This window comes from Bradyrhizobium sp. 87, assembly GCF_023073015.1.
In the GTDB taxonomy this organism is placed as follows: Bacteria; Pseudomonadota; Alphaproteobacteria; order Rhizobiales; family Xanthobacteraceae; genus Bradyrhizobium; species Bradyrhizobium canariense_D.
On record NZ_JADPIQ010000020.1, the window covers coordinates 1 to 12,702 of the forward strand.

Annotated in this window: 11 protein-coding genes; all 11 read right to left on the reverse strand. The window is 57.6% G+C overall.

Annotated features, from left to right (window positions below; all coding sequences use genetic code 11):
* Positions 1-556 precede the first annotated feature (556 nt).
* The 11 genes from IVB50_RS04330 to IVB50_RS04380 all read right to left on the reverse strand — a co-directional run bounded on the left by IVB50_RS04330 (position 557) and on the right by IVB50_RS04380 (position 12,696).
* Entirely contained in the window at positions 557-1,675 is a 1,119-nt protein-coding gene (locus IVB50_RS04330) for a DegT/DnrJ/EryC1/StrS family aminotransferase (RefSeq protein ID WP_247294771.1), read from the reverse strand.
* 233 nt (positions 1,676-1,908) lie between these two features.
* Entirely contained in the window at positions 1,909-3,012 is a 1,104-nt protein-coding gene (locus tag IVB50_RS04335; protein WP_247294719.1) for a glycosyltransferase, read from the reverse strand.
* A complete protein-coding gene (locus tag IVB50_RS04340) occupies positions 3,005-3,550 on the reverse strand; it encodes an acyltransferase (RefSeq protein ID WP_247294721.1) in 546 nt (181 codons plus the stop codon). Before IVB50_RS04340 ends, IVB50_RS04335 begins: the two co-directional genes overlap by 8 nt.
* Before the next feature lie 25 nt (positions 3,551-3,575).
* A complete protein-coding gene (locus IVB50_RS04345; RefSeq protein ID WP_247294723.1) occupies positions 3,576-5,054 on the reverse strand; it encodes an oligosaccharide flippase family protein in 1,479 nt (492 codons plus the stop codon).
* A gap of 128 nt (positions 5,055-5,182) precedes the next feature.
* Entirely contained in the window at positions 5,183-6,235 is a 1,053-nt protein-coding gene (locus IVB50_RS04350; protein ID WP_247294725.1) for a Gfo/Idh/MocA family oxidoreductase, read from the reverse strand.
* A 166-nt stretch (positions 6,236-6,401) separates the two neighbouring features.
* Complete coding sequence (locus IVB50_RS04355) at positions 6,402-7,391, reverse strand: glycosyltransferase family 2 protein (protein ID WP_247294726.1); 990 nt, start codon at positions 7,389-7,391, stop codon at positions 6,402-6,404.
* Positions 7,392-7,516: 125 nt separating this feature from the next.
* Positions 7,517-8,020: a glycosyltransferase gene (locus IVB50_RS04360; RefSeq protein ID WP_247294728.1), complete on the reverse strand. Its 504-nt coding sequence runs from the start codon at positions 8,018-8,020 to the stop codon at positions 7,517-7,519.
* Complete coding sequence (locus IVB50_RS04365; RefSeq protein WP_346770934.1) at positions 8,017-8,517, reverse strand: UDP-N-acetylglucosamine--LPS N-acetylglucosamine transferase; 501 nt, start codon at positions 8,515-8,517, stop codon at positions 8,017-8,019. Before IVB50_RS04365 ends, IVB50_RS04360 begins: the two co-directional genes overlap by 4 nt.
* 237 nt (positions 8,518-8,754) lie before the next feature.
* Complete coding sequence (locus IVB50_RS04370; RefSeq protein ID WP_247294735.1) at positions 8,755-10,182, reverse strand: HlyD family type I secretion periplasmic adaptor subunit; 1,428 nt, start codon at positions 10,180-10,182, stop codon at positions 8,755-8,757.
* On the reverse strand, positions 10,179-12,383 hold the full coding sequence (locus IVB50_RS04375; protein WP_247294738.1) for a peptidase domain-containing ABC transporter: 2,205 nt from the start codon (positions 12,381-12,383) through the stop codon (positions 10,179-10,181). Before IVB50_RS04375 ends, IVB50_RS04370 begins: the two co-directional genes overlap by 4 nt.
* The gene (locus IVB50_RS04380; RefSeq protein WP_247294740.1) at positions 12,361-12,696 is read right to left on the reverse strand and encodes a hypothetical protein; all 336 of its coding nucleotides are present in this window, start codon (positions 12,694-12,696) and stop codon (positions 12,361-12,363) included. The genes IVB50_RS04375 and IVB50_RS04380 overlap by 23 nt, the downstream gene beginning before the upstream one ends.
* Between the last annotated feature and the right edge of the window lie 6 nt (positions 12,697-12,702).

The window sequence follows — 12,702 nt, forward strand, 5'->3', positions numbered from 1 at the left end:
CGTCAACGCATTGTCGGAAATATGGAAGCCGCGCCGGCGCACCACGCGTTCAAAATAGACGTCAAGCACCAATCAAATGGGCCTCAGAGCGACGCTTACGATAGGCGATACGATGCCCACACAGTTGCACAAGCACACGTGCCTCGTCGTGAATGCGCCACAAAACCGCCAAGCCGTCTTTAAAGCGGACAGCGAAATGTTCGCCGGTCAGGTAATTTGTCATGCTGGCCAAACGGCCGCGTTGGCACGTGCACCTGCCCCCGACCAGTTCGTCATGGCTAAGTGAGGGTTTGCCTCCTGATTCCAAGGTAGCGCTCCAGAACGAAGGGGTTCCGCAGGCGGTCATCCGCGGAGTTGAGCCACATATAACGACCGGGCGTTGAGATTTCAGATGGGGACCATTAAACGAGCGTGCGACGTCCAGAGTGTTGTCCGGAGAGCAATCATCCAGAATGAGGAGCTCGAACTGGCTATAAGACTCTACGTATTTCGGAAGCAGACTTGTAATACGGAACAATGAAACTGGTCTAAATTGCGCCTTTCCAAATGGGGGCTGCTATATGCAGTTTCGCAATGCGTCGACAACACGAACCTGATCTCCTTCGCTCATCTGCGCGTAGATCGGAAGCAGGATCGAACGATCCTGCGCGATCTCGGATTGGCGCAGGTCATGGCGTTGCCTATCCCCAGCATAAGGCGGCTCGCGATGCGAACACATGATGCCACGACGCGTCGCAATGCCCTGATCCAGTAAGCGCTGCATCACGGTTCGCTGATTGATCCGATCCGGCAGGCGCACGCAATAGCTCTGCCAATTGGACCGCCCCCAAGATGGCTCGAGCGGCAACCTTAGCCCCTCAATTTTTCCGAGCAATTCAGCATAGCGGGAGGCGATCGCACGGCGACGCGCGACGAGCTGAGCCAACTTCCCAAGCTGCTTGCGACCCACCGCGGCCTGGACATCCGTCATGCGGTAGTTGAACGCGACCATGAGATAATCCTCGAAAATCACTTCCGGCGCCCCGTGCCGAACCGTATCCGGCACGCTCATTCCGTGTTGGCGCAGCAGTCTGAACTTGCGGTCGAGCTGTGGATTGGACGTCGTCAGCATGCCCCCTTCACCTGTCGTAATGACCTTGCGCGGATGAAATGAGAAGCAGGCGATGTCTCCATGCGGCTTCCCGATGGGGTCCCACCGGCCGTCGATGCGGATTTGGCTTCCTGCAGCACAAGCCGCGTCCTCGATCAGAGTGATACCATGGCGCTTGGCGAGAGCTACCAGGGCCTCCAGATCGCAGGGCATGCCCATCTGGTGGACGGCGAGTATTGCTCGCGTGCGCGGCGTGATGGCTTCAGCCACACGTGCCGAACCGACATTGTAGGTCTCCGGATCGATATCCACGAAAACTGGCGTGGCACCGCAATATCTGATTGAGTTCGCTGTCGCGATGAACGAGTGGCTCGCGGTTATCACCTCGTCGCCCGGCCCCACATTCACGGCCGTCAAAGCGAGGTGTAGGGCGGTCGTGCAGTTCGCGACGGCGCACGCATAGGGCGCGCCCACCGCGGCCGCAAATTCGCACTCGAACGCGGCCACCTGCGGTCCTTGCGAGAGCCAGCCCGACAGTACAGCCTCGCGGGCTGCATCGGCCTCGTCCTCATCAAGCAGTGGCATCGCTATCTGGATATCGATTTGCGGTTTGATCTGACCGTCTTGAGCCTTCGAGTCGCGAAAAGGAATCAAAGCGATAGCTCCTCTCTGTTGGAAACGTTTATAAGTCGTATTAACTAATGCCATAAATTATCCAACCGACCAACCGCTCGATTATTAGGCTCCGCGTCCCCGGCTCCCCGAGCCTGCCGCTGTTATGCTTCAGGCCTCGAGATGCCAAGGCCTGGCACACGGTGTCACATTCCGGTAAACCGCCATATCCGCCAATCCAGTTTCGCGCTGAACATCCTAACGTGCTCCCGGCCTAGGAAGATAGGATTGCGCTGAGCACTTTCGATTCCTGCTTTTTGTCGTCGTTCCAAGGCGGCCCATTCTCGCGAATCAGCCACTTCCGGATAGAGCTGCAAGGCAAACGATTTGTATGTTTCCACGCGTCTGGATCCTCCCAGATCCGACATGAAATCGGCGATGGCAAAATGAAGGGCGTTCCGCGCGAGGGCTTGATAGGCCGTTCTACGTAGGTCCGAACGCTGCGCCTCGGAAAGCGCGGCATCGAACGCCCTCTTCGTCTCCTCCAGATTAGCCAGTATCGTGCCGTACTGAACCCTGCTCATGTTCGAGCCGTGGAGGCGATAATAGATCTGATCCACACCACCGACGATGCCGACATCCGACACCAGAGCCGCGCGCAGCCACCACTCGAGATCACCACTATGAGGAAGATCTTTTCGGTAACCTCCAACTTTGTCGAGCACGCTGCGCCTGACCAGCGCATCACTGGATCGAATGACGTTGGCCCCTCGCCGGCACAGAGCAGAGACCCATTCCTCACCCTTCCATACCGCCCAGCGCTTCGCCTCGGTGCGGGCCGGCGGCAAGCTCGACGTGAAGGGAACCGACCAACCATAGGCAAAACCGATGGTCGGATGCATTTCCATCAGCGCCGCCGCGCGAGCTAATGCGCCAGGGACCAGCACATCGTCGGCTGAGAGAAGGAATACATATGTTCCTGTGGCTTGAGCGAACCCAATATTATAGGACTCGATGTGTCCCCTGTTGTGGTCGTTACGAATAAGCTTCACTCTTGAATCAGCGTCTGCGAAGCGCCACGCAACTCGGCTGCTTTCGTCGGTTGAGGCGTCATCAACGACGATGACATCGACATCGACGCCTTCCTGAGTCAGGATGCTTTTCACGCAATCAGGTAAGAAGCGGCCATAATTGTAGCACGGCACCACAACCGAGACCCGAGCCGGTGCTAACGCCAAGCGGGACGGCCGCAGGATACGCGGCGAGCTTCCCGACGAGGCAACTAGTTTCTGAAGTGCCAGATCAAGCATCGTGGCCCACGTCAATGTCCTTATTCACCGACATAGACTCCGACGTCGGTACGGCAGCGGGCTCTATCTTTTTCGAAAGCGACATGGTTCGAGCAGGTACTCCTGCCACGATCGAGCCTGGAGGAACGTCACGCGTCACCACCGCGCCAGCGCCGACGATAGCTCCAGCACCGATCGTTACGCCGCACAGGATGGTCGCATTCGATCCGATCGAAGCTCCCGCGCCGACCCGCGTCGATCCGACCACCCAGTCGGCACAGCCCTGAAGCCGTCCGTCGGCGGTAGTGGCCCGGGGATATTTATCATTGGTGAACATGACTCCATGCCCGATGAATACTCCATCCTCGATCGTTACACCTTCGCAAATGAATGTATGCGAGGATATTTTGCAGCGCGCGCCGATCTTCGCGCCCAGCTGAATCTCGACGAAGGTGCCGATTTTCGTCTCGTCGCCGACTGCGCACCCATAAAGGTTGACCAGCTCCGAGTGAAAGATTTTCACACCCTTGCCGAGTTTTACGTCCTTCGCAATGGGCATCTACCCCTCCCAATCCCAGGAATATCTACAACGCTGAACGCGACGGCAGCAGTCCCGGTGCAAAGCGGGCCAGACCGGCTGCGGTGCGATGGAGATGATACAGAAGCGGGTGGCTGGTCAGCGCCAAGCCCAACCACCAGCTCAGCGCTGCTACAGACAACGCCAAGACCAGTCCGGAAAGCGATGAGAGCGTGCCCGCTGCCGTGAGCGCCGCACAACCGGCGACGCCGGTAGCGGTTATTGCCGTAACGATACTGCTCTTCATTAACGCCAGAGCAATGTCCGCCAGCCCAAAGCGCAGATGCCGCCCGATGAAGTAGATCGCGACTCCGGCCTGGAACGGCAATGTTAGAAGTGCGGATGCGGCGACAGCCTGCACACCAAAGAAGGATGCCCCCAAGACCACAAGTAGGGATGGCGGGATCGAGATCATTGAGGAAGTCAATGCGTCTCGCACGCTTCCCACAGCTACAAGCACGGGATAGCTCAAGCACGCTGCAAATACCGCCGTGCTTGCGACACAAAGCAGGCGCACGAGCGGCACAATATCAAGCCAGGTCTGGCCGAGCCATAGCAAGATGATCGGTCGCGCCATCAGCGCCATGAATATCATGAAGGGCCACTGCACCGCAGAAAGCAGCTCAATCGCCTTGAGGTAAATGGCCTTGAGGTCTTCCCCGGCCTTACGGCTTTCGACGATTGCCGGCATCATAACCGGGTCCAGAACCCGCGAGACGAGCTTGTCAAACATCTGCGTCAGGTTGATCGCGCGGCTGTACAAACCCAGCGACATGAAATCGAGAATCTTCGCAAGGAACAGTTGAGGCGCAAGATTGTAGAATACATTGATGACGCTCACGCCGCTCGAGAGGAGGCCAAAGCTGACGACCTCGCGATATGCGGCGAACGAGGGGCGCAGCAGCGCGCCGAAGTCGCGGTGCCTAGCGAGCAGAACTAGCATAAAAATCATGTTCACCGCTACCCCGCCCCAGATCGGCGCCATATAGCTCCATCCTGCCATCGCAAGGGCGATCGAAACCAGGACGCCCCCCGCATTGGACCCGAGACTGTAGACCGCGAGCGCGCCGAATTTCATGTCTCTGCGCAACAAAGCCGCGATTGTTCCGGAGAACGGCACCAGCAGAAAGTTCAACGCGGTAACCTCGACACCTCTCTTCAGCTCGTGCTCCGCGAACCACTGCGACAGAGGCCCGCCCAGGGCGAACAGAAGGCCCGCAATTCCCAACGAGATCCCGAACGTGACGGTGAACGCTGAACGAATGTCTTCAGATGACAATTCGCGCTTCTGAACGAGATAGTTCGCGCCGCCGAACTCCTGAAAAGAGGCAGTAAGTACGGTCGCGATGGCATTTACGACGGCGAAGACCCCAAACTCTGCCGGCGACAAGAGGCGGGAGAGAACCGCGCTCGCCACAAAGAACAAAATTAGATTGCCATAGCGATCGGCAGCCGAAAGCAAGATCGAGCGTTGTACCGACGTCATTGCGGCTCCATCGCGTGTTTTTACGCAGGCTTCATGTCCGAGCGTCTTGACCGCCGGTCTGGCCGATCTCGCTCGTAGCTTCACCTGCCGAGTGCATTCTGACTCTGTAGCAGTGTTGTACGTTCAGTTCAGCCGGCCGGCTCCTTTTCTCTCTCCGGATGGGTCAAGCGAACCGGCTTGCCTTGCGCCATGATGGAGCGGGAAGCGGCCTCCAGGATCTGCACGACCTGCAATCCAGTAGTCCCGCTGCTTAGAGGACTGCTACCGTTGCGGATACAATCAACGAAGTGCTTTGCTTCGACGCTGAGCGCCTCGCTTGCGCCGAGGTGTGGGGCCCACATGTCGCCGGCTCGATAACCAATCCGAAGCTGGTGCGCCGCCTGGGGGGAGGGGTTGACCGAAATGCCCTTGTCATAGACTTTGATCTTTTCGGTTGGCTCAAGATCGTCGTACACGATCATCTTGCGACTTCCCCCGATGAACGTCTGCCTGACCTTTATTGGAGACAGCCAGTTAACATTGATGTGCGCGACACAGCTGTTTTCGAAGAACAGCGTCACGTGCGCCATGTTTTCCGGAGTTCCACGGACATGGGTCGCCCCTGTCGCAGAAACAGCAACCGGCGCCTCTTTCAGAATGTACTGAATGATCGATATGTCGTGGACGGCAAGATCCCAGATGACATTGACATCCTGCTGAAAGAGCCCGAGGCTTGCGCGATTGCCGGTGTAGTACAGAATCTCACCCAACTCGCCTTCACGAATCAGCTGACGAATTTTCTGCACGGCCGGCGTATAGACAAACGTGTGGTCGACCATAAGGGTCAGATTGCGGAGCTGCGCCTCATCGATTAGCCGACGCACCTGGTCCGAACTCTGCGCCAGCGGTTTTTCGACCAAAACGTGCTTTCCTGCTTTGAGCGCCGCCATCGCGATTGCGAAATGGCTATGAACAGGAGTTGCGATTGCGACCGCATCGACGTTCGTACTCTCGATGACATCGCGAAGCCTGGTTGTAGTTGCCGCACTAGGGTGCAGACGCGCGCATGATGCGAGCCTCGAAGGCTCCAGATCGCTGACTGCCACGAGCTCGCAACCATCCGTGTTCGCAAAGTTGCGTACGAGATTGGGACCCCAGTAGCCATATCCTATAACCGCGACTTTGATCGGCACGCTCGACATTTTTTACAACCTATCGATGATTGAACTGCATTCCAAGCCGCGAGATTAGAGCCACACGTTCCGGCCACCTATTTAATTCGATTATAATCGACGCATTTTGAATCATCGAATAGAATGCAGAACAGAGTTATTTTCGAGCAGAACTCCCCTGAACGACCCTCCACGTTCAGCCAAACTGCCCGGCAGACTTTGAATCTTCAGTAGACACGGCGTTTACGGCGGCTTCTGTCCAGCCATTTACCCAGCGCCAGCGGTTTCCCCAGACCTCATGCCATTCACGCGCATTCGCGCGGTAATTCCTTTCCCGTAACAGCGCTGCTGCCGTTTCATAGCCAAGCCATCGCGTTAACGGCATAAGCAAGTACAATCCCCTCCCGATCGCGCGGGAAAGGGGCGACCAGTGACGGTCCATCAGGGTCACGCGGCCGGCCAGTAGGTGAATTCGGAGCTCGCTTTTCCGAGGATATGAAGCTCCACCGTAATGTACGATGGTTGCTGTTGGAGTAATCTTCGGCCGCGCACCAAGTTTTCGCGCCCGAATGCACAGATCGGCTTCCTCTGCATACATGAAGAACACCGGATCGAAGCCTCCGAGATCCTGCCAGAGAGCGCCGTCGATCAGGAAGAAGCAGCCCGATACGATATCGACCGACCGGACGCAATCCCGCTTCCAATCTGGATAGCCTTCTGGATTGAACACCATGCTGCCCTTAAGCAGGTTCAATCCGACGGCCCAGCAGAACACGCTCCATAACGTCGCAAACTTCCAGCATGATGCCGGGTTCAGCGATCCATCGGCGAAGACGGTGCGCCCTCCCCATATGCTGCACTCGGGTGTCGTGTCGGCAAATTCGCTAAGTCGATCGATGGCGTGGTCCAGAACAACAGTATCCGGATTGATAAGCAACAGCCGGCGCCCTTGTGCACCTTTCGCTGCGATGTTGTTGGCTTTTCCGAAACCAACATCCCGTTCGGACGTGATCAGCTTGACCGCCGGAAAATGTTCCCTGATGGCTTCGGAAGAACCGTCAGTCGATCCGCTATCAAACACGATCAGCTCATATCGAACTCTGGTCGTTTGCTCCAAAATTGAACGAATACATTCAATCGTCATCTCGCGCGTATTGTGTGTTACGACGATGATACTAACATCCATTGCAAGCCTCCGAAGACGATACAAGCGTTCTCAAGCCGGGTGAACATGTGCGGATATGAGCCTAGGCCCGGAGATACCCGACGTGTCGTCGATTCCCTCGTCCAAAACAGCAACACCTCCGGCCATTACGCTCTATTCTCGAAACGAATACGTTCCGCGTCGATGAAGGCCCGAATGGTGCCTATAAGATGAGATGACGCTTGCCCTCCGAGCCGCTCAGCGGTTTCAGTAAAGCTGACTCGATCCAGCTTCTGGATTAGCTCCTTCTCGTCGAGAGCAACGATGATCCGGCCCTGTTGCGCGAAACGCTTTGCGCTTGCGAGCTGATGGTCATTTCGATGCTCGCTCAGATGGGCTCGACGAGGCATTACAATGATTTGCTTTCCCAGCTCGAGAGCCGTGATGATTGACCCCATGCCCGCATGGGCGACCACAAGGCTTGCTGATTCTACGCGACTCCTGAATTCGCTGGGATCAATGAACGGTTCGACGCAGATGTGCCGGGCGCGATAGGCTGACGGGCCCGTCTGGGCGAACACGTCCGTTCTTCCACGTACGCCGGCCCATTCATCGATGGTTCGAATCAACCGGTCAAATTGCCCCTGCGTTCCGACCGTCACAAAGATCATAGCACGGCGCCTTCATAGTGAGGTCCTTCGGGTCGCGCCAAGTGGGGCCACTGTGTCAGCCAGAGGTCGGCAGAACGACCTATCCTAGACCCGGACATCGAGAGATGCTCTACGTTAGCGATGCTATCAAGCCAGATAGTTCGCGCACCGACGATCCGTCCAAGCCGCAACGCCAAATATCCTGGAGCGGCTCCCGTGGAAATGACAATATCAGGCCTCTCCGTCCAAATGATCCGCGCGACACTCCGCGCAGTTTTCAAAAGCCTGATCTTGGTCCAGCGGTTGGCGTCATTCACCACGTAAAACTTTTGACCCGCCACTTGCGGGCGATAGGACTCGTGAACAGTCACGAAAACGACTTCACAGCCTCCGAATGCATCCTTGATGCGCATAAGTTGCACCCAGTGCCCTCCTCCCGAGGAAACCGCCAATACTTTCGGACGATCGCGAGCCGACGGCACACTTCGGTGGTGCTGCAACACGGAGCCTCCAAACATCGGCTGCCTCCCTTAGGCTATCCCCAGCTAAATTAGTTCAAATAACTCATGCGGGGTTAGGCACTTCTCGATTGCAAAATAAATAACATTAAATATTTTAACCGTCAAAATATTTATTTTAAATTATTTAAAGTCGATCAAGGAACCCCGTGTGAAGTTCAAACAGGGAAAGCTATCCAATGGGCCCATCACGGCTTGCATGGGAGCGTCAATCAGAATTCGGCCTTACAGAATTTGTCAGTATTCCCGGATGCTTTCGTCCAGACCGCGAAGCAGTGGATACAGGAAATACGAAATCACAGTCCGCCGCCCCACCTTCAGTTCGGCGGTGACCGCCATACCGGGAATCAACTGAACGCGCTCGGACGGCAGCCGAAGGTGCGTGTCCCGCAGATCGATCAGTACGCGGTAATAGGGAGCTGACGACCGGCGCACACCTTCAGCCTTCGCCTCTGGCGAGAATGAGTCCTGACTGATGACTCCGACCTCGCCAGTAGCGGTGCCGTACTTTTGAAACGGAAATGCCTCGAACTTCACTCGTACGGCCTGCCCGACCGTCAGCTGTCCGATATCCCTGCCTTCGACATTGACCTCCGCCCGGAGCGTCTCGTCGCGAGGGACCAATACAAAAAATGTCTCGGCCTCGCGAATTACCGAACCCACCGTCCGATTGGCAATTTCAAGTACCACCGCATCAGCCGGTGCGTGCAGCACGATCAGTTGCCGGCGAAGCTCCGTCTTCTTGAGCTCCTCCGCGGCGCTGTTACGCTTGGGCAACGTCTCCACGAGCTCCTGATAGGCAGTACGGCGAAACTCTGCAGCGAAGACCTTTTGGTCTGCACGGGCCTTGTCCAAACGATGCATGTTGTCGACAATTGCGCCACGAACACGCGCCAGATTGCTTTCAACCTCCAGCCGCGCGTCCCGGGACAGCAGGAAGTTCAGTCTTGAACCGACCTCCTTGGCCATCAACACATTTCGCATGGCCTCAATGGACTGCATGGTGTCCAGCCGCTGGGCCAGAACGAACTCCTCATCCTGGGCCGTCTTTAGATTGGCCTGAGCGGACGCGATCTGCGCGTCATAGTTCTGAATCTGAAGTTCGTAAGCCGTCTTTCTCTGGAGGAATACCTTTCGCTGCAGCGCCTGATCGGCATTCGCGGACTCCTCGAGGACGTACTCAACGCCGTCCAATTCCGCCCGAACCCGGTCGATGGAGGCGTCCAAGCCCGCCAAGCGGCTGCGCAGTTGATCAAGATCGGCCTGAGAAAAGGTCGGATCGAGTATCGCAAGGACGTCGCCGCGATCAACGAGGTCGCCGGCCTTAACGCGAATGTCCCGAATGACCGATGTTTCCAGCGGCTGTACAACCAGGTTAGGACGTGTGGTGATCAGTTTGCCCTGTGCCGTCACAATCATATCAACACGCGACACGCATGCGAACGCGATGGCGGTCGCGATCAGGGCGACGACACAATAGAGCGTGATCCGTCCTACGCGCGGTGGCGTTCCCTGCTCGATCGCGGCGGCGTCGGACTGAAATTCCGCAACTACGCGAGATGCCGTCGGCGCGGGCCTCAACAGCCCGCGCCGCCTCCGTGAAACGATCGAAGGCCCCGATCTGCCGGAGCTCCCTTCCGCCCTGCTTTTCTCGGCGCCGGTCATGCGACCTGTCTCGTCTGCTGATTCCAGAGATGCCTGTAGATCGTACACTTCGCCAGCAGCCCGTCGTGACGATCCACATCGACGATCCGTCCACGGTCGATGACCAAAATCTGGCTCGCATCCGACAGCATCGAAAGCCGGTGCGATACAATGATGACGGTTCGTCCCTCGGCGATACGCCGCAGATTGCGCCGGATGATCGCTTCGCTCTCGGAGTCCAGCGCGCTGGTCGCTTCATCGAGGATCAGAATGCGCGGGTTGACGATCAAGGCGCGGGCGATCGCAAGCCGCTGCTTTTGCCCGCCCGACAGGTTCGATGCCTGCTCCTCGAGCATGGTGTCGAACCCCCTCGGCAGCCGCTCAATGAACTCGTCGGCACCGGCGAGCTGGGCCGCCCTGACAACTTCGTCGAACGTCGCATCACGCTTCACGCAAGCGATATTTTCGCGCACGGTGCCCCGGAACAGGAAATTGTCCTGGAGCACGACCCCGAGATTCCTCCGCAGATGGGTGAGATCGATCTCGCGCGAATCGTGGCCGTCGATCCGCAGCAATCCCTGCTGTACCGGATACATTCCCGCGATCAGTCGCGTCAGCGTCGTCTTTCCTGAGCCGCTCCGGCCGACAATCCCAAAGACCGAACCTGGAGCGATTGAAAACGACACGTCGTCCAGCGCCGGCGTACCCTCGCCATAGCGGAAGGTGACGTTTTCAAACTCGATCTGGCCGGCGAAATCGGGACGCAGCCCCTCGCGTTGACCGTCCCGTTCCAGCTCCTTATTCATAACCTCGCCCAGCATTTTAACCGCCAGCGCGACCTCCTGATATTCGTGAACCATCGTCACCATTTGGACCAGCGGCCCCGAAACCCGTCCCGCCAGCATGTTGAAGGCGACCAGCGCGCCGATCGTCATCTCGCCAGCGAAGACATCCAGCGCGCCCAGGGCCACGATGCCGAGCGTCATCATCTTCTCGAGAAACCCGGTCAGCGCCTGGGCGCCCGCCGAGATCTTTTCAACCCCAAACCGCATCGATACCGATTGCGCGCAGCGATCGTCCCACGCCCTGTTCTGGTTGGGCTCCATGGCCAATGACTTCACCGTGCGCATCCCATGCACCGTCTCGACCAGAAGAGCCTGGCGGCCGGCTTCGGCTTGGTAGAGCTGGTAGAGCCGTCGTCGGAACGGTCCCATCAAAATCACAACCACGCTGCCGCTGATGGCGGTAAAGGCCAGGACGACGCATGTCAGCTTGACGCTGTAGAGCGCGAGGACAGGCAGGAAGACGAACAGCGAAAGCGCGTCCAAGGCGGTCAGGAACAGCCGACCGGTCAGAAACTCGCGAATCCGCCCGGCCTGCTGCATGTGCTTCACCAGGACGCCGGCCGAGATACGCTCGAAGAAGGTTACGGGAAGCCCCAAAAGATGCCGGAACGTTTTGGTCGCAACCCGGATGTCGATCTTGTTCGTGGCATACAGCAACAGGTAACGACGCAAGAAGGTGAATATGGCATCGAAGGAGAGCGCTATGATCGCGCCAGCCGAGAGTACGTAGAGCGTCGTGAGACTCTCGTGCACAAGAACTTTGTCGATCACGAGTTGAAAGAAGATCGGAAGCGCGAGGCCGAGCGCATACAGGAAGACGGCGGCGATCGCGACGTCAGAGAACAATCGCCATTCCCGGAGCATTTCGGGTACGAACCAGCGCAATCCAAAGGCCCTCTGGCCCTGTGTTGAACGACTCTCGCGCTTGAACAGGATAACCCTTCCGAGCCATCGGGCACAAAACCGTTCAGCATCGACAAGCAGCGGCTCGTCCCTCCGCTCAGCCAAGGGATCGAAGACAGTTACAGCATCGCGTTCCGGCCCGGCGCCGACAACAAGGACCCAGTTCTGGTTCGAGAGCTGAACAAGAGCCGGATAGGCTTCGCCGAGCCGACATAGCGCCTTCCAATCGAGCTGCGTTTCCCGAGCGCGAAGACCGGCCTCATGCGCCATGCGCAGCAAGAGGTCGGTCGAGATGCCGGCATCATCGACGGCATAAGCGTGACGTAAACGATCCGACGGTAGAGAGATACCGTGATGGGCGGCGACCCTCGACAGGCATTCAAGGGCGGTTTGAGCGGCCCAACGCGGCTCGTCCTCAGACGAGAGCGGTGCTGGTTCACACCGCTCAATTTCAACGGAAGTTGGTTGAGACATTTGGAGATCTGGAGCTGTCCGAAGCCGATGACGAAGATTCAAGTGGTGCGGTTGCCTGTGGCGGTGTAGTCGGCGGCCTTGGCCGATTGCGCTGGACGACGCCGGCGTCCACCAGACCCTGAAGCGCGTTTTGCATCACCTCGACAGAGTTCGCGAAGGATTCCGCCGAAAAGATTAATCTCTGGCGAAACACCTTCTTTGGCGCATTGTTGGCGTCACGTTCCGTGGGCGAGAGACTGACCAAGTCCACCCGCACGATCGCCCCGCCAATTGTGACCTCGTCAATCCCGTCGGTATAGAGCTCCGTATGCATTCCGAT